The organism is Streptomyces avidinii (assembly GCF_045161815.1).
In the GTDB taxonomy this organism is placed as follows: Bacteria; Actinomycetota; Actinomycetes; order Streptomycetales; family Streptomycetaceae; genus Streptomyces; species Streptomyces avidinii.
On the sequence record NZ_CP108863.1, the window covers coordinates 3,257,684 to 3,281,657 of the forward strand.

At 73.2% G+C, this 23,974-nt stretch carries 15 protein-coding genes; 5 read left to right on the forward strand and 10 right to left on the reverse strand.

Features of this window, described 5'->3' with window-relative positions:
* Window positions 1-97 precede the first annotated feature (97 nt).
* The 4 genes from OG373_RS14070 to OG373_RS14085 all read left to right on the forward strand — a co-directional run bounded on the left by OG373_RS14070 (window position 98) and on the right by OG373_RS14085 (window position 6,993).
* Entirely contained in the window at window positions 98-838 is a 741-nt protein-coding gene (locus OG373_RS14070) for a response regulator transcription factor (protein WP_189972324.1), read from the forward strand.
* Window positions 835-1,944, forward strand: a complete 1,110-nt coding sequence (locus tag OG373_RS14075; RefSeq protein ID WP_397729110.1) for an ATP-binding protein — start codon at window positions 835-837, stop codon at window positions 1,942-1,944. The genes OG373_RS14070 and OG373_RS14075 overlap by 4 nt, the downstream gene beginning before the upstream one ends.
* Window positions 1,945-2,203: 259 nt before the next feature.
* Window positions 2,204-6,070, forward strand: a complete 3,867-nt coding sequence (locus OG373_RS14080) for a multifunctional oxoglutarate decarboxylase/oxoglutarate dehydrogenase thiamine pyrophosphate-binding subunit/dihydrolipoyllysine-residue succinyltransferase subunit (RefSeq protein WP_397729111.1) — start codon at window positions 2,204-2,206, stop codon at window positions 6,068-6,070.
* Window positions 6,071-6,288: 218 nt separating this feature from the next.
* Entirely contained in the window at window positions 6,289-6,993 is a 705-nt protein-coding gene (locus OG373_RS14085; protein ID WP_405438570.1) for a hypothetical protein, read from the forward strand.
* 135 nt (window positions 6,994-7,128) lie between these two features.
* Here the strand turns inward: OG373_RS14085 and OG373_RS14090 are convergent, their stop codons facing one another.
* From OG373_RS14090 to OG373_RS14130, 9 genes are all read right to left on the reverse strand, one after another.
* Window positions 7,129-7,770 carry a hypothetical protein gene (locus OG373_RS14090; protein WP_405438572.1) on the reverse strand — a complete coding sequence of 214 codons (642 nt, stop codon included), beginning with the start codon at window positions 7,768-7,770 and terminating at the stop codon, window positions 7,129-7,131.
* 167 nt (window positions 7,771-7,937) lie between these two features.
* Entirely contained in the window at window positions 7,938-8,219 is a 282-nt protein-coding gene (locus tag OG373_RS14095; protein WP_405444049.1) for a lactococcin 972 family bacteriocin, read from the reverse strand.
* A 755-nt stretch (window positions 8,220-8,974) separates the two neighbouring features.
* Window positions 8,975-11,989 carry an FxSxx-COOH system tetratricopeptide repeat protein gene (fxsT, locus tag OG373_RS14100; protein WP_405438574.1) on the reverse strand — a complete coding sequence of 1,005 codons (3,015 nt, stop codon included), beginning with the start codon at window positions 11,987-11,989 and terminating at the stop codon, window positions 8,975-8,977.
* A gap of 62 nt (window positions 11,990-12,051) precedes the next feature.
* Entirely contained in the window at window positions 12,052-13,308 is a 1,257-nt protein-coding gene (locus OG373_RS14105; RefSeq protein ID WP_405438576.1) for an aKG-HExxH-type peptide beta-hydroxylase, read from the reverse strand.
* Window positions 13,305-14,552, reverse strand: a complete 1,248-nt coding sequence (locus OG373_RS14110) for an FxsB family cyclophane-forming radical SAM/SPASM peptide maturase (RefSeq protein ID WP_405444051.1) — start codon at window positions 14,550-14,552, stop codon at window positions 13,305-13,307. Before OG373_RS14110 ends, OG373_RS14105 begins: the two co-directional genes overlap by 4 nt.
* A gap of 724 nt (window positions 14,553-15,276) precedes the next feature.
* The gene (fxsA, locus tag OG373_RS14115) at window positions 15,277-15,471 is read right to left on the reverse strand and encodes an FxSxx-COOH cyclophane-containing RiPP peptide (protein ID WP_405438577.1); all 195 of its coding nucleotides are present in this window, start codon (window positions 15,469-15,471) and stop codon (window positions 15,277-15,279) included.
* Between the two features lie 152 nt (window positions 15,472-15,623).
* Window positions 15,624-18,980 carry an SAV_2336 N-terminal domain-related protein gene (locus OG373_RS14120; protein WP_405438579.1) on the reverse strand — a complete coding sequence of 1,119 codons (3,357 nt, stop codon included), beginning with the start codon at window positions 18,978-18,980 and terminating at the stop codon, window positions 15,624-15,626.
* Between the two features lie 6 nt (window positions 18,981-18,986).
* A complete protein-coding gene (locus tag OG373_RS14125; RefSeq protein ID WP_405438581.1) occupies window positions 18,987-20,048 on the reverse strand; it encodes an AAA family ATPase in 1,062 nt (353 codons plus the stop codon).
* A gap of 41 nt (window positions 20,049-20,089) precedes the next feature.
* On the reverse strand, window positions 20,090-22,276 hold the full coding sequence (locus tag OG373_RS14130; protein ID WP_405438583.1) for a trypsin-like peptidase domain-containing protein: 2,187 nt from the start codon (window positions 22,274-22,276) through the stop codon (window positions 20,090-20,092).
* A 105-nt stretch (window positions 22,277-22,381) separates the two neighbouring features.
* On the opposite strand from OG373_RS14130, the gene OG373_RS14135 reads away from it, so the two are divergent.
* Window positions 22,382-22,570: a DUF6104 family protein gene (locus OG373_RS14135; protein WP_351336564.1), complete on the forward strand. Its 189-nt coding sequence runs from the start codon at window positions 22,382-22,384 to the stop codon at window positions 22,568-22,570.
* A gap of 288 nt (window positions 22,571-22,858) precedes the next feature.
* Here the strand turns inward: OG373_RS14135 and OG373_RS14140 are convergent, their stop codons facing one another.
* Window positions 22,859-23,965, reverse strand: a complete 1,107-nt coding sequence (locus tag OG373_RS14140) for an rRNA adenine N-6-methyltransferase family protein (RefSeq protein WP_405438584.1) — start codon at window positions 23,963-23,965, stop codon at window positions 22,859-22,861.
* Window positions 23,966-23,974 lie beyond the last annotated feature (9 nt).

Genomic DNA, 23,974 nt, shown 5'->3' on the forward strand with positions numbered 1-23,974 from the left:
TGGTCAAGCACATATGCCATGTCCGAACCCCACGTAGCCGCAGGCCCACGCCTCCTCTACGCTGCACCCCATTCACGCGGGATCTTCAGGGGCGGACATGGAACAGACACACACCACCCATCAGGGCGCCGCGGCGACACCCGGCGCCCAGCGGCGTGTGCTGGTCGTCGAGGACGACCACACCATCGCCGAGGCCATCGCGGCCCGCCTGCGCGCCGAGGGCTTCCAGGTGCAGACGGCCGGGGACGGACCCTCCGCCGTCGCCGCGGCCGAGAACTGGCTGCCGGAGCTGCTGGTCCTCGACATCATGCTGCCCGGCTTCGACGGCCTGGAGGTGTGCCGCCGGGTCCAGGCCCAGCGGCCCGTCCCGGTACTCATGCTCACCGCGCGTGACGACGAGACCGACCTGCTGGTCGGGCTCGGGGTCGGCGCGGACGACTACATGACCAAGCCCTTCTCGATGCGCGAGCTGGCCGCCCGGGTCCACGTCCTGCTGCGGCGCGTGGAGCGGGCCACCATCGCCGCGCACACCCCGCGCGGGGCCACCCTGCGCCTGGGCGATCTGGAGATCGACCACGCGCAGCGCCGGGTGCGGGTGCACACCGAGGACGTGCACCTGACCCCGACCGAGTTCGACCTGCTGGTCTGCCTGGCCGGCACCCCGCGGGCGGTCCTCTCCCGGGAGCAGCTGCTGGCCGAGGTGTGGGACTGGGCCGACGCCTCCGGGACCCGTACGGTCGACAGCCACATCAAGGCCCTGCGACGCAAGATCGGCGCGGAGCGGATCCGTACGGTCCACGGCGTCGGGTACGCCCTGGAGACCCCGGCCCAGGCATGAGCGGCCCGCCGGTACGGCAGCGGCAGAGGCAGCGCCAGCGGCCCGTGGGCGGGCTGCGGCCCTTCTCGCCCTTCTCGATCAAGACCAAGCTGGGCACCCTCGTGGTGGTCTCGGTCTTCATCACGACGGGCCTGCTGCTGGTGGCCCTGCGCACGGACACCGAGCTGCGCTTCATCACGGTCTTCTCGGTGATCGCCTCGATGCTGATCACCCAGTTCGTGGCGCACAGCCTGACGGCGCCGCTGGACGACATGACGACCGTGGCCCGGGCGATTTCCCACGGCGACTTCACCCGGCGGGTACGCGGGGCGGGTCGCCGCGACGAGCTCGGCGACCTGGCCTCCACGATCAACCTGATGGCGGACGACCTGGAGGCCGTGGACCGGCACCGCAAGGAGCTCGTCGCCAATGTGTCGCACGAGCTGCGCACGCCCATCGCGGCGCTGCGGGCGGTGCTGGAGAACGTGGTGGACGGGGTCTCGGCCGCCGATCCGGAGACCATGCGCACGATGCTGAAGCAGACCGAGCGGCTCGGCGGGCTCGTGGAGACCCTGCTGGACCTCTCCCGGGTCGACAACGGTGTGGTCCCGCTGCGCGCCCGCCGCTTCGAGGTGTGGCCGTACCTGTCGGGCGTCCTGAAGGAATCGAGGCTGGCGGCCGCCGGCCGGCCGGGGCTGCTCTCGGGTTCGGGCGGGCACACCCGCAACGACGTGCACCTGCACCTGGACGTCTTCCCGTCCGAGCTGTGGGCGCACGCGGACGCCGAACGGCTGCACCAGGTAGTGGCAAATTTGATCGACAACGCGGTCAAGCACAGCCCTCCGCACGGCCGGGTCACGGTCCGCGCCCGGGCCGGGGACGCGCCCGGAAGCCTGGTCCTGGAGGTACGGGACGAGGGTCCCGGCATCCCGGAGGCGGAGCGGCACCGGGTCTTCGAGCGGTTCAACCGGGGCAGCGCGGGCGGCGGCGACGGAGGCACCGGACTGGGCCTGGCGATCGCCCGCTGGGCCGTGGAGCTGCACGGAGGGCGGATCGGAGTGGCCGAATCGTCACGTGGCTGCCGCATCCTCGTCACGCTTCCGGGCAGCTCGCAGGTGCCGGGTTGACGTAGGGTTCGAGTGGGAAGGACATGATCTCGGCCACACGTACCCGGGGTCCGTCAGGGGTGCGAAGCCAAGGGGGCCGCAACCTCGGTGCCCCCTACCCGAACCAGGCTGGTTTCCCGCCATTCCACGTCATGAAACCCGCCGTTCGATGTGACCTGCACGACGTAAGTCCCGCCCGGCCTGCATGCAGCGGCCGAGGAGGCGTAGCCTTTATTCCCGCTGTCCATACCTTGTGAAGCGGAAGAGGGCGGTTGCCGCCGTGTCGCCACAGTCCCCCAGTAACTCGAGCACCACGACCGAAGCAGCAGAGGGCGGGAAGAACCCTGCCTCAGGCTTCGGCGCGAATGAGTGGCTCGTCGACGAGATCTATCAGCAGTACCTCCAGGACCCGAACTCGGTCGACCGGGCCTGGTGGGACTTCTTCGCCGACTACAAGCCGGGGGGCGCTGTCGCTCCGGTGAAGTCGGACGGTCCCGAGAAGCCCGCGACGACGGACGGCGCCTCCGCACAGGCCGCCACCACCGTCGCCGCGGCGCCCCAGGTCACCGACGCCGCCGCCACGGGGGCGGCGCGCGCCGCGGCCCCCACCACGACGCCCGCGCCCGCGCCTGTGCCAGCCCCTGCCCCTGCTCCTGCCACCCCCTCTGGTGCCCCTGCTGTGACTGTCACCTCCCAGGCCCCGGCCGCCGCACCGGCCGCGCCCGCCCCCTCCTCCGTAGCCCCGCAGAAGGCCGCGCCCGCCACCGAGGCCCCCGCGGGCCCCGAGCTGGTGACGCTCCGCGGCCCGGCGGCTGCCGTTGCCAAGAACATGAACGCCTCCCTCGACGTCCCGACGGCCACGTCCGTCCGCGCCGTCCCGGTGAAGCTGCTGTTCGACAACCGCATCGTCATCAACAACCACCTCAAGCGGGCCCGGGGCGGGAAGATCTCCTTCACGCACCTCATCGGCTACGCGATGGTGCAGGCCATCAAGGCCATGCCGTCGATGAACTACTCCTTCGCGGAGAAGGACGGCAAGCCGACCCTGGTCAAGCCCGACCACGTGAACTTCGGCCTCGCCATCGACCTGGTGAAGCCCAACGGCGACCGCCAGCTCGTCGTCGCCGGCATCAAGAAGGCCGAGACCCTCAACTTCTTCGAGTTCTGGCAGGCCTACGAGGACATCGTCCGCCGCGCCCGCGTCGGCAAGCTGACGATGGACGACTTCACCGGCGTGACGTGCTCCCTCACCAACCCCGGCGGCCTGGGCACCGTGCACTCCGTGCCCCGCCTGATGCCCGGACAGTCGGTCATCATGGGCGTCGGCTCCATGGACTACCCCGCCGAGTTCCAGGGCACCTCGCAGGACACCCTGAACAAGCTGGGCATCTCGAAGGTCATGACCCTGACCTCGACCTACGACCACCGGGTCATCCAGGGCGCGGCCTCCGGCGAGTTCCTGCGCATCGTCGCGAACCTGCTCCTCGGCGAGAACGACTTCTACGACTCCGTCTTCGAGTCGCTGCGCATCCCGTACGAGCCCGTCCGCTGGAACCGGGACATCGACGCCTCGCACGACGACGACGTCACGAAGGCGGCCCGCGTCTTCGAGCTGATCCACTCCTACCGGGTCCGCGGCCACGTCATGGCCGACACCGACCCGCTGGAGTACAAGCAGCGCAAGCACCCCGACCTCGACATCACCGAGCACGGCCTCACCCTGTGGGACCTGGAGCGCGAGTTCGCGGTCGGCGGCTTCTCCGGCAAGTCGATGATGAAGCTCCGCGACATCCTCGGCGTGCTGCGCGACTCGTACTGCCGCACCACCGGCGTCGAGTTCATGCACATCCAGGACCCGAAGCAGCGCCGCTGGATCCAGGACCGCATCGAGCGCCCGCACACCAAGCCGGAGCGCGAGGAGCAGCTGCGCATCCTGCGCCGCCTGAATGCGGCGGAGGCCTTCGAGACCTTCCTGCAGACGAAGTACGTCGGCCAGAAGCGCTTCTCGCTGGAGGGCGGCGAGTCCGTCATCCCGCTGCTCGACGCCGTCATCGACTCGGCCGCCGAGGCCCGCCTCGAAGAGGTCGTCATCGGCATGGCCCACCGCGGCCGCCTGAACGTCCTGGCGAACATCGTCGGCAAGTCGTACGCGCAGATCTTCCGCGAGTTCGAGGGCAACCTCGACCCGAAGTCCATGCACGGCTCCGGCGACGTCAAGTACCACCTGGGCGCCGAGGGCACCTTCACCGGCCTGGACGGCGAGCAGATCAAGGTCTCGCTCGTCGCGAACCCCTCGCACCTGGAGGCGGTCGACCCGGTCCTGGAGGGTGTCGCCCGCGCCAAGCAGGACGTCATCAACAAGGGCGGCACGGACTTCACGGTCCTCCCCCTCGCGCTCCACGGCGACGCGGCCTTCGCGGGCCAGGGCGTGGTCGCCGAGACGCTGAACATGTCGCAGCTGCGCGGCTACCGCACCGGCGGCACCGTGCACGTGGTCATCAACAACCAGGTCGGCTTCACCGCCGCCCCGGAGTCCTCGCGTTCCTCGATGTACGCGACCGACGTGGCCCGCATGATCGAGGCGCCGATCTTCCACGTGAACGGCGACGACCCCGAGGCCGTCGTCCGCGTTGCGCGTCTGGCCTTCGAGTTCCGCCAGGCGTTCAACAAGGACGTGGTCATCGACCTCATCTGCTACCGCCGTCGCGGCCACAACGAGTCCGACAACCCGGCGTTCACCCAGCCGCTGATGTACGACCTGATCGACAAGAAGCGCTCGGTGCGCAAGCTCTACACCGAGTCCCTCATCGGTCGCGGCGACATCACGCTGGAAGAGGCCGAGCAGGCGCTCCAGGACTTCCAGGGCCAGCTGGAGAAGGTCTTCGCGGAGGTCCGCGAGGCCGCCACGCAGCCCGCGGCCGCCGCGCCCGTGCCGGCCCCGCAGGCCGACTTCCCGGTCGCCGTCAACACCGCGATCTCCCAGGACGTCGTCAAGCGGATCGCCGAGTCCCAGGTCACCATCCCCGAGGGCGTCACCGTCCACCCGCGTCTGCTGCCGCAGCTGCAGCGCCGCGCGGCGATGATCGACGAGGGCACCATCGACTGGGGCATGGGCGAGACCCTCGCCTTCGGCTCGCTGCTGATGGAGGGCACCCCGGTCCGGCTGTCCGGCCAGGACTCCCGCCGCGGCACCTTCGGCCAGCGCCACGCGGTCCTCATCGACCGGGAGACGGGCGAGGACTACACGCCTCTCCTCTACCTCTCGGACGACCAGGCCCGCTACAACGTCTACGACTCGCTGCTCTCCGAGTACGCGGCCATGGGCTTCGAGTACGGCTACTCGCTGGCCCGTCCGGACGCGCTGGTCCTCTGGGAGGCCCAGTTCGGTGACTTCGTCAACGGCGCGCAGACCGTCGTCGACGAGTTCATCTCCTCGGCCGAGCAGAAGTGGGGCCAGACCTCCGGCGTCACGCTGCTCCTCCCGCACGGCTACGAGGGCCAGGGCCCGGACCACTCGTCCGCGCGTCCCGAGCGCTTCCTCCAGATGTGCGCGCAGGACAACATGACGGTGGCCATGCCCACCCTCCCGTCGAACTACTTCCACCTCCTGCGGTGGCAGGTCCACAACCCGCACCACAAGCCGCTCATCGTCTTCACCCCGAAGTCGATGCTGCGTCTGAAGGCGGCGGCGTCGAAGGCGGAGGAGTTCACCACCGGTTCGTTCCGTCCGGTCATCGGTGACGCGACGGTGGACGCGAACGCGGTCCGCAAGGTCGTCTTCTGCGCGGGCAAGGTCTACTACGACCTGGAGGCCGAGCGCGAGAAGCGCGGCATCACGGACACCGCGATCATCCGCATCGAGCGGCTGTACCCGCTGGCCGGCGCGGAGATCCAGGCCGAGATCGCCAAGTTCCCGAACGCGGCGAAGTACATCTGGGCGCAGGAGGAGCCGGCGAACCAGGGTGCGTGGCCGTTCATCGCGCTGAACCTGATCGACCACCTCGACCTGGCGGTCGGCGCGGACGTCCCGGCGGGCGAGCGCCTGCGGCGCATCTCGCGCCCGCACGGCTCGTCCCCGGCGGTGGGCTCCGCGAAGCGCCACCAGGCGGAGCAGCAGCTCCTGCTGAACGAGGTCTTCGAGGCGTAACCGCCCCGCGGCACCACGGAAGGCCCGGCCCCCTCGGGGGGCCGGGCCTTCCGGCGTGCTGCCCCGGGCCGGCCGATGATCTTACGGATCTCTGACGCCACCCCCCGGGGACGCCCCCAAGTCCCCATCCGCCTCTAGCGTGTTCGTACATCCCCGAGTGCGACCGGTCGGCGCAAGCCGCACCCGGCGAACCCGGAATTTCACTAGAAGGCGGAAAAATGACGGTTGAGACGCTCCCCCACTGCGCTTACCCGGAGTGCACGAACCACCCCGAGGCGCCGACGGCCGACAACCCCGCACCCCGATACTGCGCTCACCCCGACCACAACGCGCTGGGCGCGTTCCGCAAGTTCCGTGCCAAGCGCCAGCAGCGCAAGGACGAGAAGCGCCAGGCGGCCGAGGCCAAGAAGGCGGCCAAGGCGGACGGCGCACCCGTGGATCCCACGACGGAAGCCACCATGTGGACCGCCATGGAAGCCGCAACAGAGGGCAAGGACGCATCAGGCGCCCGCGACGACCTCGTGGCGCTCATCTCCCGGCTGGCCACGGACCTGCCCGGCTACATCGAGGAACTGGCCATCATCACGGACTCGGCCGCCGCCGAGGAGCGCATCCGGACCGTGACCAAGGCCGCGGCCCAGCGGACCCTGGACGCCGAACAGCGCACCGCGCTGGCGGAGGAGGCCGCGGACCTGGCCGTCGCCCAACTGGACGTTTCCAAGCACCGGTTCGCGGAGGAGACGGAGAAGATCCGCCAGGAGGCCACGCAGCAGGTGGCCGACGTGGAGTTCGTACGAGCCGAGCTGGAGCGCTACCGCGAGCGGGTCGCCCAGCTGGAGGAGCGCCTCGACAAGGTCCGCGAGGAGGCGGACACGGCCCGCCGGCTCGTACTGCAGGCCGAACAACACCAGTGCATGGCCTGACAACCGGCTGCCGCGCCTACCAGGGCGCCGGTCCCTGGGTGACCACCGGCCTCAAGCGCCCGCCCGGCGGCGTCCTCTTCGGAGGGCGGGGCTGTTTTGCGTTGTCGCGGTTCAGCTGTCCTGGCGGACCAGGGGTCAGAGACGCCGTGCCGGCGCGGCAGCTTCCGCTCGCCCGTCGGCGCGGCCACGCCGAACGCGCCAGCTCCACACCGCGTGTCCCATGAGAGCCACGGCGGCGACGCATGCTGCGACGCGAGTTACGTTCCAGGTTATGACGAAAATCTGCCCCTGCGAGTCCGCCTCTACGTTCAACCGCTGAGTCGCCTCGAAGAAGGCGATCAACGGAACAAGCAGACGGAACAGAAGGCCACCGACTCCCGGCGTTCGCGCGACGTTCCCCATGAGTCCCAAAGGCGCACCGAACACGAAAGCCGCCATTCCCCACACGAGAATTCGCCCGTCACCGGAAGCGCCAGATTCCACCTCCATTCCGGCCGGAACCGAGGTGGCGGATTCCATTCCGGCCGGAATGGTGGGATTCATATCCTTGAAAAGATAGTACGTGACGACACCGATGGCCAATCCCAAAGACGCCAGCAATGTCGACTCGATTTTGGATCGACGGAAATAGCCCACCAGCATTGCGTAGCAGGCCCACGGCCAGCCACTGGAAAAAACAATACCCACGGCGACACAAAGAGAATTGTCCCATTTTCCGAAAATGGGGCCCACCAGGCCAAGCAGCAAACCCGCTCCGAGAGACACGGTGACCGGCACAACGCGAGCACGTGTAAAGCGTGTGATTGTTCTTCCCCCTTCAGTGGGTAAGTCCGAGTTGGAGGTATTGCCATTCCGGGGCTGCGCGGGCAACCGAGCAGCCCCGGAATGGCTCACCAACCTACCGCACCCTCCGAGGAGTTACTGCTTGGTGCGGCAATCAGCACCTAATCGACGCTGTAGTAGCTGGAGCAGGTGTAGGCGAGGCCCGCAGTGAGGTTCGCGTTAGAGGTATTCCCGGCTGCGGCCCAAACGCGACGCGTACTGCCCGCGAGCTTCACCGTGGACGAGTGCCCCTTCGTCTGGTGAGCGTAGTTCGAGTAGCAGTACTTATTGATCACCCCGGGGCTGACCTCTCTTGCGTACCAGCCGTAACACCAGGTGCCACCGCTGGACGGGCTGAGGCATGTAGTCGACTGCGGGCTGAAAGAGCCCGCCGAAGCGTCCATCTTGAACGTCACCACACCCCATTCAGAGGGGTTGCCCAGCCCTGCAGGCGCCTGGGTACCGTCCCCGCGGTGGTGGACGGCGACGGTGGCTCCGGAGGCGCCGGCGGTTGCAGACGTGTCCGCGGTGGCCGGGGTCGCGAGGCCTACAGCCGCAACGGCTGCACCCGCGACGGCGAAAGCGATGGATCTACTGGCAATCTTCACGAAATTCCCTCCCTTGATCCCCCTGTTGGGAACGGGAGAGATCCTTCACGGGCCCGCATCTGCCGACAAAGGAATATTGAATCTATTGACTCAAAACTCCTCTGACCGATTCCAGTACTATCGCCTCGACATTTCGGTATTTCTCGTCGCCTGCTTTAAGGTGATTAGCGTGATAAAGTCACCTATTCTGACAGTCGGTCATTCATCGCCTTCAGTGCTGATCGGTGGCCGATACCTGACGACGTTCGACCTGGCAGCCCCGCACCCGTCGCGCTCACGGATCACAGGCTGCCCAGGTCCAGCCCAAGACGGGCCGGAGACGCTGAGAGATGAGGAGCGCGTAGCGATCTGGTGGGCTTCCCCCGGCCCGCTCGGGCATCTCCGACGCGCCCGTCCCTGAAAGGAAACCCCCATACGCCACTCTGATGCCGGTCAAGCGGGTGCCGCCCCCGAAGCCCGCCCCACGAACCGGCCCGGCCGCACGGAGCTCGCCGACGCCCCACCCGCCCGGCAAGGCCCTCGGCCCCCGCGCGCGTGGCCTCGTACGCCCCCTACGGCTGCGGTTCGAAGTCCCAGTACGGCCTGGTCTGTTGTTTCGCCGAGATGGTGTGGACGTGCTGCGGGCCCAGGGTGCGGGTGAGGCCCTTGATGCCCGCGTCCTCGTGTTTCGCCGCCTCCTCGTGTTCGCGTACCGACCGGAGGTCCGCCGCCAGGGCGATCTGGGCGCTCAGGGACATCGGGTGGTCCGGGCCCAGCACCTGCTCGGCCGTGCGCAGGGTGTCCCGGCTCAGGTCCAGCGCGTCCTCCAGGCGCCCGGTGATGTTGCGGTGCCCGGTGGCGTTCAGGGCGCAGCCCAGGGTCCAGGGGTGCCGGTCGCCGAGCGCGCCCCGCATGCCCACCAGCGCCTGCTCCGCCAGCGACAGGGCCGCCGCGCGCTCGCCCTGCGCCCGCAGGACGAGGCCGAGGTTGCCGACCGTACCGATGCTGTACGGGTGGGCGAGGCCGAGCTGCGACTGGTAGCCGCGGACCACGTCGTCGGAGATCCGGCGGGCCTCGCCGATGTCCCCGTACTCCCTGAGGTAGGTGGCGTAGTCGGAGGCGACCATCAGGGTCCACGGGTAGTCGGCGCCGAAGACCCTGGTGGCCCGCTCCCACACGGTCCGCAGCCGCAGGCCCGCGCCGGGGATGTCACCGGAGCGGCGCAGGCACATCCCGAGGTTGTGCTCGGCGCGCAGGGTCTGCGGGTGTTCCAGGCCCAGCACCTGGGTGTTGATCTTCACGCCCTGTTCCTGCCGGGTCTGGGCCTCGTGGTAGCGGCCCATCAGCCGCAGTCCCATGGCGCAGGCGATCCCGGAGGACAGGGTGGAGATGTGATGGGTCCTCAGGACCCTTTCGCGGCGGCGCAGGGTGTCCAGGTCGAGGTCGTAGGCGTCCTGGTAGCGGCCGAGCAGGCGGTAGGTGGCAGCCAGGTTGTTCTGGGCGGCGAGGGTGGTGGAGTCGTCCTCGCCGAGCAGTTCGCGGTAGGTGGCCAGGCAGTGCTCGAAGATCTCCCGGGCCGGTTCGAAGCGGGCGATGCACAGCAGGACCCCGCCGTACGAGCTGGTCGCGCGCAGGGTTTCCAGGTCGCGGTCGCCGCGCTCCCCGGTGAGCTGGGTGGCGCGGGCGCGGGTGAGGGCCTCGGCACGCCGGAACAGCCCGAGGTTGCGCAGGGCTTCGCCGTACTGGTAGCTGAGTTCGCGGACCTTGGGGTGCTCCTCGCCGAGCAGGGCCCGCCAGATCAGGTCGGTCTCCTCCGACAGGCGCAGGCAGGTGCGGTACTCCCCGGCGAGGATCAGGTAGCGCAGGCAGTGCAGCAGGAAGTTCTGGATGCGCGGGTTGCTGCTGGTGAGCACGCCGGAGGTGGCCAGGTGCGGGATGAGTTCGGCGTACCGGGGCCACAGCCGGGAGTCGGAGGGCCGGCCGGGGTCGGCGGCGGCGAGGACCTGGCGCACGGCGCGGGCCAGGGGCTCGGCCTCGTCCCGGGAGAGGTTCTCGCGGACGATGCCGTGAACCATGCGGTGCAGTTGTACGGTCTCCAGCCCGCCGCCGCCCTCCTCCACTGCCAGGTCCGAGTACTCCAGGCGCACCACGGAGAACTGGACGAGCTTGTTGAGGGCTGCGTTCCACCGGATCTGGTCGTTGATGAGTCCGGCGAGCTGTTCGGGCACGTCGTCGGCGGGGAACTCGCGCAGCAGTCGCAGGGGCACGGGTCCCGGTGCGAAGAAGACGAACAGCCGGAGCAGGGCGAGGGCGTCGGGGAAGTTCTCGCGGACGTTGTTGAGCAGTATGGCGAGGGCCGTGGGGAAGGGCAGGGGGTAGTCCTCGGAGACGGTGACGGCCTCGTGCGAGTCCATCCGGTGCTGGAGCAGGACGAGGTAGTCGCCCACCGGCAGCGGGGAGTCGGCGAGCCATCCGGCGGTCTGGTCGAGGGCGAGCGGGTAGTCCTCCAGGGCGTCGGCGAGCTGGTCGGCCTCGGCGGCGGTGAGACGCAGGGCCCGGCGGCGGATGAAGGTGATCGACTCGGGGCGGGCGTAGAGGGGGACCTCGACGAGGCTGGTGTGCCGGGCGGCCCATTCGCGGTTGCGCGAGGTGATGATCACATCGCCGGCGCCGGAGGGCAGCAGGTCGATCAGGTCGTCCGGGTTGTCGCAGCCGTCGAAGACGATCAGCCAGCGGCCGTACGGGTTCCCGCGCCGGAGTGCTTCGAGGACGGCCCGGATCTGCTCGCCGTAGCTGCCCGCGCCGCGCGGCAGCCCGAGTGCCGGGGCCAGGTCGGCGAGGCGCTCGCGCAGGGTGGGCCGGTCCTCGGCGGGGACCCACCACACCACGTCGTACTCGGAGGCGAAGCGGTAGGCGTACTCGGTGGCGACCTGGGTCTTGCCGACGCCGGAGAGTCCCAGCAGGGTGACGGTGGACGCGCCGGGCGGGGCCTCGGTCAGCGCCTCGCGCAGGGTCCCGATGACGTCGTTGCGGCCGGTGAAGCGCGGGTTGCGGCGCGGGACGCGGCCCCAGATCTCCGGCGGGTCGTTGGGGAAGCGCGGCCCGCGGCGGCCGGTCTCGGCGCCGATCCGGTCGGTGGGCAGCTCCAGGCGGCGCAGCACGCGGTACTCGGCCTCGTACGCGTCCAGGCCCCACAGGTCGGTCTTCTCCAGTACGGCGACGGCGCTGGGCAGCGGGGCGTCGGTGAGGCAGACCGCCGCGAACCGTTCGGGATGGCGGTCGGTGACCGCGCGCAGGGCGGTGTTCCACTCCTCCTCGGTGTGGGTGCCGGCGGAGAAGTAGCGCTCGCTGAGGATGAGGAGGACCCGGCTGCCGGAGCGGGCCAGGTCGTCGAGGGCCTGGCCGATGCCGGGGCTGCTCTGCGGGTCCCAGCGCTGGAGGGCGACGCGGTGGCCGTGCTCCTCCAGGCGGTGGGCGATCCACACCGCCCAGGGGCGGTTGAACCCCGCGAAGCTGATGACGAATCGCTGCGGGTGGGGCGGCTGCGGCGCCGCCGATTCACGGTCCTGCCGACTACCGGTGGTCATGCGGCCGTCTCCCTGAATGCGGGCGGTGGACGGGCTTGAAAGGTACCGCAGCGGACGGTCCGTCAGCCCTGTGCGAACGGAGCGAGTTCGGGGTGCGCCTCGCACCACGCGCGGCGTTCGCGGTCGACGGCCCGGCGGGCCGCGGCGTGCTGGTCGCCGGGCGGGGGGAGGTCGTCCATGGCGCGCTCGGCGGCGCCCATCGCGTCGGCGAACTCCCGCCCCGCGGCGGTCAGTCGCTCGTGCGCCCGCAGGGTGGGCAGGACCGCCGCCACCTGGGCGCGGACCCGGGCGTGCTGGGCCCAGGCGCCGCGGGCCCCGTAGAGGGCGGCGCGCTGCCAGTACCCGGCGAGGGCCAGGTGGGCGTAGGCGCCGTGCAGCAGTCCCTCCAGGGGGCGCGGGTCGCTGCGCCAGGGCGCCCAGTGGCGGGGTGTGTGGTCGGCGGTGTGCAGGGTCAGCACGTCGGCGAGGGCGGCCAGTTTGCCGTGCTGGACCTCGTGGACGAGGGTCGCGGCGAGCGCGGGCGGGGCCTGTGCGCGGGCCAGTACGCAGCCTGCGGCCGCGGGCAGGGTGGCACCGCTGGAGCGGGAGCCGCCGGCCAGCGGTACGACGGAGCGCAGGAGCTGGACGGTCTCCTCCGCGCGGAGGGTGTCGTAGCGCTGGAGCAGGGTGAGCGCGCCGGACCACTGGGTGTCCCACCGCTTGTGGCCCTTGGGGGTGAGCCGGCGGGCGGGGCGGACCGGGGCGGGCTGCGCGGAGCCGGCGGCCCGGTAGGGGTCGAGGTCGTCGAGTGCGGTCCGGCCCCCGGGCAGGGCGTGCAGGGGCACGGTGGCGGGGTCGTCGGGGTCCCAGGAGCGTTCGGTGAGGGCGAGCGGGCCTGGGCGGTCCGGGCGCAGCAGGCCGAGGGTGGGCAGGACGAGCCGGCCGTGCAGGGGCCGCAGGGTGTGGGTGAAGGCGATCCCGGCACGCAGGGCCGCGGCGACGGCGAGCGCGCCGAGGTGTCCGAGGTCGGGCGGGGGGCCGCAGGGGGCGTGCAGCCGGCGCAGGGTCTCCTCGGCCCACACCCCGGTGGCGGGGTAGTGCAGTACGTCGCGCACGGCGCCCGCGTCGTGCCGCTCGGCCTCCTCCAGCAGGGCCCAGTGGTCGGCGGTCTCCCCGGACCGGCCGCCGGGGGCGGCGTCGAGGACGGCGCGCAGCAGGAGCAGGCGTTTGGAGCGGCGTACGTCGCGGACCAGGCGGGTGCCCTCCATGGACGGCTCGGTGGAGGCGAGGGCGCGCAGGGTGGGCGAGGAGACGGTGAAGGCGGTGAGGACGGTGGTCATGAGGCGACCGCCGGGGGGTGGGCGGGGGCACCGGGGCCGGGGGTGCCGGGACCGGGGGGACCGGTGGGACCGGCGGGGGCCTGGGCGGCGGCGTGCTGGACGGCTTGCTCCACGGCGGCGGCGATGTGCCGGATCAGCGGCTGGAGGTCGGCGCAGTACACGGACGGCTGGCGGAAGCCCTCGCCGGCGCGGTAGCGGTGCGGGTAGTGCCCGCCGCCGCACACTTCCACCAGCTCGCAGGCGCGGCACCGGGCGGCGAGCGCGTCCCGCCCGAGCTGGCGGGCGGCGAGTCCGGGATGGTCGAGGAACTGGTCGAAGCTGTGGGTGTCCAGGGTCATTCCGGTCGCGGCGGCGCCCTCGTAGGCGGATTTCAGGGAGTCGGCCTGTTCGATGGAACCGTCGGTCTCGATCACGGCGGTGGCGGCGGGCGTCAGCCCGAGGGTCTCGGTGGTGGTGGGCAGGCCGAGCAACAGGGCGATGATCTCCTCGAAGAGCCGGATCCGGGTGCGCCGTACGCCGTCGTGCCACCAGCGTTCGAAGACGGCGAGGAGCCAGTCGGCGTACGGGGTCCGGTCCGGGTGGTGGCCGGGGGGCGGGTCGCTCCAGTTCGCGAGCGGCAGGAGCAGCCCGATGCTGGGCGGGGCGAAGGCGAGGAGGGACTCGTAGGTCTCCACCGGGTCCTGGTCGAGATCGACGACGCAGAGCACTCCGGCGTAGCTCTGCGGGTGCCGGGCGAGCAGTCGCAGGCCGCGGGCGGCGGCGCCGAAGCCGGGGCGGCCGGCGTGGTCCACGCGCCGGGTGTTGTGCGCGGGCAGGCCGCCGTCGAGGCTGACGCCGACGCGGATCCCGGCGGCGGCGAGGGCGGCGAGGCGGCCGCGGGTGAGCAGGACGCCGTTGGTCTGGACGGTGGCGGTGACGCGGGTGCGCGGGGCGGCCTCGGCGACGGCGGTCCGTACGGCGTCGACGGGCTCGGCCAGCCGGGCGGGGGCGGTGAGCAGCGGTTCGCCGCCGTGCAGGACGAGGTCGACGCGGGGCAGGTCGTGGGCGGCGGCGTGTTCGGCGATCCGCTGCGCGGCGCGGGCGAAGGTGGCGGGGGTCATGACGGGCGGCTGTTCACGCCAGCCCTGGTCGGCCATCTCGTAGACGTAGCAGTAGGTGCAGGCGAGGTTGCAGCGGCTGCGGGTCTTGAGGACGAACTGCCGGACGGGGTGGGGCCGGTGGCCGGCGGCCCGGGCGGCGGCCACGTCGAGCCGGGTGTACGGCCAGGGCGCGTGCCGGGCGTGCCGTGCCCGCTGCGCGGCGGGGTCGTGGCGCGGGGGCTGCCCGGCGGGGGCGTGGAGCGCGGCGGCCGGGCGCGGGGGCTGCGCGGCCGCCGCCGGGCCGCGGTACGGGTACTGCACGGCCGGGTCGCGGAGCGCGGGCTGCGCGGGAGCTGCCGGAGCTCGGTTCGGGTGCTGCGCCGCCGGGTCGCGGTGCGCGGGTGTCGGCAAGTCGTCGGGCGCGGCCGCCGCCGGGCCGCGGTACGGGTACTGCACGGCCGGGTCACGGAGCGCGGGCTGCGCGGGAGCTGCCGGAGCTCGGTTCGGGTGCTGCGCCGCCGGGTCGCGGTGCGCGGGTGTCGGCAAGTCGTCGGGCGCGGCCGCCGCCGGGTCGCGGAGCGGGTACTGCACGGCCGGGTCACGGAGCGCGGCCGCCGCCGGGTCGCGGAGCGGGTGCTGCGCCGCCGGGTCGTCGGGCGCCGGGGGCGGGTGCGGGGTGGTGGGGTCGGGGCTGCCGGGAGCGGGCAGCGGGGAGCCGTTCCTGACCGCTCGCCCCATCGCCGTATCTCCCTCCCCCGGCCGGCACCGCCCGGGGACACCCCGGCGGACGGTCCATCCCTGCCCTGGGGACGGTCCCGGCTAACGGCGGAAAGTGGTCAACTCGGTTTCAAGTCGGGGCGGATCAGGCGCACTCCGGGGCGCGCCGCGGTCAGGCCACGCTGGAGTCGAAGGCGTTGAGGATCTCCGCCGGACGGTTCACCCGCTCGACCATGCCCTCGATCACCCGGGCCAGTACGGGATGGTCGATCCCGCGCAGCGCCGCCAGGTCCAGCCCGGAGAGATCCGGCAGCCGCCCCGGACATCCCGGGGTCGCTGCCGCCACTTCCTGCTGCTTCGTCACCATGTGCCGCCGGTCCCCCTGTCGCGTCGCACACCGGATGGTCCAGTGGGTCCACTGGTCCACTCCTGGGTCCACTTCCTTTTCCCGCCGACCGGTCCGTGGAAACGGCGGCCCCCGGCCCGGGCCGCGCCCGTGGCGCGGGCGTCGCGGGCGCATCAGAGACCGGCCTCCAGGGCCCGGATCCGCGCCCGGACCGCCTCCGGGCGCCCGGCGGCGCCCTCGCGGGTACGCGTCCACAGCTCCAGCGCCGAGCGGTACGCGTCCAGAGCCGCGCGGGGCCGGGCGAGGCGCTCCAGCACGTCCCCGCGCAACTGCTGTACGCGGGCGGCCAGCTGGACCGCGGTGTCCTCGCGGTCCTCCACGTCGGCCTCCAGGGCGGCCCGCCAGGCCCGCCGGTAGGAGTCCGCCGCCCGGTCGAGGCGGTCCAGTGCCCGGGTGTGGCCGTGGATCTCCTGCTGCACGTCGCCGTGGTCCCGCCAGGCGCGGGCCTGTTCCAGCGGGCTGCGGCTGTGCCGGACGGCCAGCTCCAGCAGGTACTCGGCCTCCCGCAGGTCCACCGGGTCGCCCTCGTAGGCGTGCCGCAGCCGGAGCCCGGTGGCCAGCCGCTGCAGCCGGTGCGCCGCCCCCGGGTCGGACTGGGGGACCGCGGCCCGGCTCTCGCGCAGGACGCGTACGGCCGCCCCGGTGAACCGGCGCCCGTCGGCCGCCCGGGCCCGGTCCAGGAGTACGTCGCCCCACTCGGGCAGCAGTTCCGCGAAGGCCTCCGCGTCGCGGGGGATCAGCCGCCGGGCCCGGCCGTACGCCTCGGCGGCGTCCTCCAGTGCCGACGGGTCGGCATCCCGTGCGTACCGCTCCCGGTGCACCCGGGCCAGGCACACCAGGGCGGCCACCCGCAGCTCCGGGTCCCCGCCCGGCTCCGCGAGGGCCGCGTCCAGCTGGACCGCGGCCTCCTCCAGGCGGCCCGGGAGGTGGCGCAGCGCGTCGGCGAGTTCCACCCGTACCCGCGCCGTCCCCGGGCCGGGCCGGGCCGGACCGGGCCGGGCCGGGGCGGCCGGTGAGGGGCCCAGGGCCGCCCCGAGGCGGGCGGCGGCCTGTTCGGCGAGGGCCGTGCGCTCGGCCGGGTCGGCGGTGCGGGGCAGCAGGGCCAGCAGGACGCGGCCCAGGGCCAGTTGCAGCTCGGGGTACGGGGCCGGGCGGCGGCGGCCCGCCCCGGCGTGGTCCGGGCGGCCGGCTACCCCACCGGCCGCACCACCGGCGGCCCCAACGGCCTCTCCGCCGACTACCCCACCGGCTTCTCCGCCGGGCTCCCCGCCCGCTTCCGCACCGGGGCCGGGGGCCGGGCCCGCCAGGGGTTCGAGGGCCGCGCGGGCCTCCCGGAGCGCGCCCGGCTCGTCCCGCAGCAGGCTCAGCCGGATCAGGGTCTCGGCCCGCCGCACCGCGCAGTCCCGCCGCAGTTCGGGGTCGGCCGCGGCGCCCGCCGCCGCGAACTCCATGTCCGCCGCGGCCAGCAGCTCCGCATCCGGTCCGGAGGCCAGCGCCCGCTCGTACAGCACCCGGCCGAGCAGCGCTCCCGCCTGCGGCGTCCGCAGCCCGGTCACGGCCCGTTCCGCCTCGGCGAGGAGCTCCGGGTCCCGCTGGGCCGCCCACAGCCGCAGCAGCGCGCCCGCCAGCTCGGTCTCCGCCTCCTCCGGGGGGTCGCCGGGCCCGGCCGGGGCCGTCACCGCGCGCCGCAGGACCGCCACGGCCTCGTACAGGGCCCGCGCGCCGCCGTCCCCGTCGGCGTCGGCGTCCGCGAGCCGGTCCCGGGCGGCGCGCACCGCGCCGGCCCGGGCGGGCACCCGGGCCGGGGCGGGTTCCCGTACCGGCGGGGCCTCCTGGGGCATCCCGGGCAGGTAGCGCCGTACGACTTTGGCCGAAACCTGTGCAAAGGCCTGCGGGAGCCGCCCCTCGGGCGGGCGCTCGGTGTCCTCGGGTCCGGAGTCGGCGACCGCCGGCGGGACCCCGGTCAGCTGGGAGACGGCGAGCGCGGGGAAGTTCCGTACGCCCCGGCCGAAGTGCGCCAGGACGTACTCGGAGCAGTGCTTGAGCACCAGCGCCGCCTCGTCCCGCCCCAGCGGCCCCAGCAGCACGTCCTGCACCCCGGGTACGAACTCGTACCAGTGCCCGTGCCCCGGCCCGCTGCGCCGCAGCAGCCCGCTCAGCAGCACCTCCGCCAGGTCGGAGGGATCGGAGTCCGGCAGCATCGTGCGCTGCACCAGCCGCATCACGGGCAGGGTGAGCGGCGCCGCCGACAGGTACACGGCGAGCTGTACGGCCCGGGGCGCGGCCGAGGACCGGAAGCGCGCCACCAGCTCGCGCGGCGGCCGCACGGCACGCGGCGGCGGCAGGGGCGCGGCCTGATGGTCGGCCCGTACGCGGCCCACCTCGGCCGGTACGGCTCCTGCGGCGAGTCCGGCCAGCAGCCGGGCCCACGCCCCGAGGGCCGTCGGGCTCGGCGGCAGCACCGGCACGGTCAGCCCTCCGGTGGGCCGCCCGGGCAACGGCGGCCGGTCCGGCCGGAAGGCGAGCTGCTGCGCGCCGCCCTCCAGCCGGGTGAGCGTGCCCCGCTCGGTGGGCAGCCAGCTGCGCCCCCACAGCCGTTGCGGCAGCGGCTGGACGACCACGCACGGCGTGCACTCGGCCCAGCGGTGCAGCAGGCGCTGCGCGGTGCCCTCGCGCCACAGCGGCCCGGCGCAGTCGGAGACCATCATGGTCAGGGCCCGGCCGGTCGGGTCCCGCAGCTGGTCTCCGGAGCGCAGTCCGGAGGCGCGTACGCAGCCGGGTGCGGGGCTGCGTCCGAGGGCGGCCGTGCCGTCGGTGAGGCGGTGCAGGTAGTGCACCTGGACGTCCCGGAAGGCCCCCAACCGCTCGCACACCGCCCGTAGTTCCTCGAACATGTCCTGCCATACGGCCATCGACGGGGACGCGTCCATCACCAGCCGTACGGTCGCCTCGCGCCGGCTCTCCGCCCGGAGCACCGGGACGACCAGTCCGAGGGTGCGGGCGCTGGCCTCGGCGGTGGCGCTCTCGTCGATCACCAGCCGGGTGGGCGGGCCGGGCGGGCGGTGCCGCTGCAGGGCGCGCAGGGCCCGCTGGACTTCCAGGATGCGGGGCAGCGCGGCGGCTCCGGGCACCCGCACGGGCACTCCGTACTCTTCGGGCGACTCCCCCGGCCGTTCCCCGCCGGCGCCGTCGCTGCGGGCCGCCCCGGGCGCGTAGAGCCCGACCGGGTCGTCGGCCTCCGCCTCCGCCCGTACGGGCTCGGCGGGCTCGGCGACCGGTTCGGCGGCCGCGGTGTCCGGGCCGCCGCCGCCCGGCTCCCGGCCGCCCGGGGCGGCCCGGACGGGCCCGCGGATGTGGCCGGCGAGCCACAGGGCGTCGGCGATCTCCTCGGCGGACGGGTCGAGTCCGGCGGCGCGCAGCAGGGCGGCCAGTTCACGGACGCCGGGCGCTCCGGCGGGTGCGGGTGACACGGCCGGTCACCTGGGGCGGTCGAGGCGCTGGATGAGCAGGTCGGCGAGGTCCTCCCGGGTGGGCGGGGCGGCGTAGTGGGTCAGGTACACGGCGTTGAGCAGCTGGTCGGCGGCGACCAGCTCGGTCTGGGAGCGGCTGAGGAACTCGCGGATCAGGTCGGCGCCGAGCCGGGCGGCCTCCTCGCCGAGGTGGGCGCGGACCATGGTGGCGAGCCGCTTCTCGCCGGGCTGGCCGAGCCCGAGCTGGATGCAGCGGCGCAGCAGGGCGGCCGGGAAGTCCCGTTCCCCGTTGCTGGTCAGGATGATGAACGGGAAGGCCCGGCAGCGGACGCGGCCGCCGCGGACGGTCACCTTCGTCCCGTCGTCGGTGAGCACCTGCACCTCGGGCTCGGTGTCGGCGACCCGTTCCAGCTCGGGGAGGGCGAACTCCCCCTCCTCCAGCACGTTCAGCAGGTCGTTGGGCAGATCGATGTCGCTCTTGTCGAGCTCGTCGATGAGCAGGACGCGGGGCCTCGCGGTCGGCAGCAGAGCGGTGCCGAGCGGCCCGAGCCGGATGTACTTCCCGATGCCGGGGACGGTGGCGGGTCCGGGGCCGGGTGCGGTGCCGGTGCCGGTGTCGGTGCCGTGGGGGTCCCTGGCCCGGCCGCTCGCGGCGATCTGCACGTCCTGGAGCCGGGCCAGGGCGTCGTACCGGTACAACCCGTCCTGGAGCACGGTCCGCGACACCACCGGCCAGCGCAGCACCCGCCCCAGCTTCAACTCGTGGGCGACGGCGTGCGCGAGCGTGGACTTCCCGGTTCCGGGGAAGCCGGTCACGAGCAGCGGCCGTCGCAGGTACAGCGCCGCGTTGATGGCCTCCAGCTCCTCGGGCTCCGGGCGGTGCAGCTCGGCGGCCTGCCGGTGCGCGCCGAGCCGCCGGGCCACGTTGCCGTCGGCGACGCGGGCCGGACCGCCCGGCTCCGCCACGGGTCCGCCGTCGAAGTCCCGCCAGGGCGGCGGGTCGGGCAGGGCGTCGATCCCGTCGTGGGGCTCGCCCACCCCGCGGTAAATGAGCCACTCGTCGTTCATGGTGCTTGCTCCCTCCCTCGCGTCGGCCGGGCCGGCGCCCGTCACAGGTCGCCCTGCAGCGGCTCTTCCTCGGGCAGCGGCCGCGTGGGGTCCTCCCACACCAGCCCCGCCCCGGCCGCCCAGTAGGCGTCGGGGTCCGCCCCGTACGCCCGCCCCCGCAGGGTCTGGAAGCGCACCGGCAGGACCTCCGCCCGCCCCGCGTCGGCCAGTTCCTCGCGCAGCCCGCGGTGGAAGGGCGCGCACGAGGCTCCCGGCTCCGGCGGGGGCCGCCGGGTCACGACCACCCCGTACCCGGCGTCCCGTACCGCGTGCAGCGAGCCGAGCGTGGGCTCCTGGTCCGCCGCCCGGCAGTGCACGGGCACGGTGTTGTCGGGGAGCCCGGTCAGCCACTCGGTGGCGGGGCTGCGCGGGCGCCCCCCTGCGCAGTCGGCCCGTTCGTCCTGGAGCGGGCCCGCCTGCACCCGGGCCCAGCGGGCGGCGGCGTCGGTGCCCTCGCGGTCGGCGGGATGCTCGCGCGCACCGCCCGGGTTCGGCCCGGTGGCCGCTGTGGTCGCTGTGGCCGCTGTGGTCCCGCCCGCCCTGCCGGCCCCTGCGGTCCCGGCCGGGTGGCGCAGCACCACCGGCCGCTGCACGCCCAGCGGTACGCCGCCCACCACCACCCACGCGTCCACCGCCAGCCCGAACAGCTCGGGAGCCACCGCCACTTCGAGCAGGGCCGCCGCCTCGTGGGTGTCGCACCGCCGGAAGCCCTCGGCGAGCGGGACCCGTAACGCCTCCGGCAGACCCGCCAGGGTGGCCCGTACGCCGGAGTCCACCGGTGTCACCCGCCCCGCGTGCACGGGACCGGCGAGCACGGAGACCCGCCAGTCGTAGACGTCCTCCCAGCCGTGCGCCCACACCTCCAGCAGCACCGAGGCCCCGGACGGCAGCCCGCCGGCCCGCCGGGCCGTGCCGTGCACCGCCCGGCCGGCCGAGGCCCGCCGGCGCCGCTCGCGCTCGGCGAGGCCCCGCTCGTGGCGCTCGCCGAGCTCCCTGCGCAGCGGCCGCCACAGCCGCTCGGCCGTGGCCCGTACCCAGTCCCACAGTTCCTCGTCGGCGCCCGGGGTGACGGGCTCGCGGTAGTCGGCCACGCTCACGTCCGTCGCGTACCGGAGCATCGCCGCGGCCTCCCCGGTCCCGCCGGGCGGGTCGTGCAGCAGCCCCAGCCCGTCGCGCCAGCTCAGCGGGGCGGGCGGCAGCGGGTCCGGCTCCTCGCCGCGGGCCGCCTCGACCAGGGCGCGTACGACCTCGGAGGAGCCGGGCGGGGGCAGTTCGGCCAGCAACCCGCACAGCGTGGTGCGTTCGCCGGGGGTGAGCCTGCCCCGGCCGGCGTACGGGTCGCCCTCCTCCGGCGGGAGTTCGCCGTGCACGTCCGTCCAGGTCCGGCGGTTGTCGAGATCGCTGAGGTGCTGGTCGTAGTGGTACAGGTCGTGGGCCTGCATGATCCGCCGGTAGAGCCCGACCTGGCCCCGTGCGGCCATCGGGAGGGTGCGCAGCTGTACGACGGAGACGGCGAGCCCGCCGCCCCCGGTCTGCCGACGGGCCTTGAGCACGCCGACGACCTCCCCGCGGGCCAGGTCGACGACGGGTCCGCCGGACATGCCGGGCTCGATCTCGTCGTCGTCGCCGAGCCGGATGGCCGCGCCGTTGCCGGCGGTGCCGCGCAACCGGGTGGTGCGGCCGGTGATCTCGGGGGTGCCGAGGTCCTCGGTGCAGCCGAAGTAGGCGACCTCGTCGAAGCGCGGGCGGGAACGGTCGGTCAGCCAGACGCAGGCGTGCGAGACGGGCGCCAGCACCCTGACCAGCGCGAGGTCGGGCAGGTCCCACAGCGCGCGCCGACCGGGCCGCCGCTCCTCCAGCCGCTCGGGCAGGACGCACTCCACGCGCCCGGTGACCGTCCCGGTGAGGCTCCCGGCGGAGAAGGTGATGCCGACCTCGCGCCCTGTCAGACGCACCGCAGCACCCCCTTCGCCGACCACGTGCGCACACGTCAGGACCCACCCGGGAGCGATGAAGAAGCCGCTCCCCCACGTGGGACCGGTCCGATGACTGCGGGGGTTCTCATACCCGCCCGGCGGGGCGTGAACGCGTACGGTCGCGGCCTGAACGAGGGGCTCCAGGAGCTCGAAGGCGCGCGCGGACCCGGTCGTGCGCCCGTCCGTCATGCGCGCCCCCCGCTCGTTGGGCATCCAGGCTAGACCCGGGGGCGGCGCGGGCGGGAGGTCTCGCCGTAAGGCGGATTATCCTGGCGGGAAACACCCCCTGCACACCCCCATCACGGCACGGAGCCCGACTTGTACTTCACCGATCGCGGCATCGAGGAGCTGGAGAAGCGGCGCGGCGAGGAGGAGGTCACCTTCGAGTGGCTCGCCGAGCAGCTGCGCACCTTCGTCGACCTGAACCCGGACTTCGAGGTCCCGGTGGAACGCCTGGCCACCTGGCTGGCCCGCCTGGACGACGAGGACGACGACGAGGACGAGTGACCCGGCCCGGCCCCACGGCCGGGCCCGTCACCGGGGCCCCGACCGGCGCCGACGCACGGGGGGGGTGGGAGTTCAGCGGGAGGCGCAGGTAGGAAAGGTTCACGCGGAGATTCTCAGTATCGACGGAGCCGCCGGCCTTCCCTGAAGAGGCGCGGAGCAGCGCCGGGGGGGGGAAGTGGTCATGCCCTCCGGGGTCCGTGATCACACCGCGTTTCCCGGTTTCGCGCTGGGTGAGAAAAGGGCCCCAGGCGGGGCGAGTACGCACCGCCTGGGGCCGCTGGGAGCTCTTCAGACCCTCGCGATCACGTTGCTCGGTTCGCCGCGCCAGACCACGCCCCCGGTCTCGGACGCGGTCATGCCGAACTGGTCACGGCCCGGCCTGCCGAGGCTCTGCCAGGACTTGTAGGCGTTCTCCACCTCGGTCCACAGCTCGCGCGGGCCGTACTGCTCCGTGACGAACTCCTCCGCGCCGGCGGTGAACTCGACGGTCGCCCAAGACTTCCGGTCGTTGGCCAAAAGCCAGTAGGTCGCCTCGTCCGGCGCCTCGTCGCCGCCGCCGTGGAGCTGCCCCCAGACCTCGGGGACGTGCAGTCCGATCCAGAACTCGGCGTCGCCCTGGTGGTGGATGTCGTACGGGCTGATGCGGGTGGTGCCCTCCTCTCCCCTCTCCTCGTGGTAGACGTCCGAGATGGCGGCGTGCCGGTTGCGCTGCTGGCGGGCCCACATGAAGTCGGGGTTCCCGCTGAACCGGCCGATGCCGCGGCCGCCCGAGACGTCGAGGGTCACGTACGAGTACGAGTGGAACGCGCTACCGAACGGGGCGACGATCCGGCCCCCGTCCTTCACCTGCCCGAGCAGGTCGCCCGGGATGGCCCCCAGGGAACACGTCGCGATCACCTTGTGGAAGGGTGCTCGGTCCGGGCTCCCCTTGAGGCCGTCGCCGTGGAGAACCGTAGGGCCGTAGCCCGCGAGACGCAGATTCTGCCGGCCTTCGAGGTACAGGCCCTCGTCGAACTCGATGGTCGTCACCTGCTCGTCGCCGAGCTGCTGGCACAGCCAGGCGGCCATGTAGCCCGTGGCCGTGCCGATCTCGAAGACCTTGTCCCTGGGCTGGATGTCCGCCAGGGCCAGGATTTCGAGCATGGCCGACGGCTTCGACGAGGACGATGTCGGCATCCCCGGGCCCTCGGGCGCCCCGTCGTCGTACTGCGTGACGAGGGGGGTGTCCGAGTAGACGGCGGCGGCCCAGCCGGCAGCGTCCGTGAAGCGGTCCAGGTCTTGCGTCTTGTCGGGGATGAACATACCTCGATCGACCGCCCGGACCGTTGCCGCCCATTCGGGCGGCAGGGTGCCGGCCTCCTCCAGGGCCTGGACGAGGTGTCGCTGGGTGTGCACGCGGTGCCC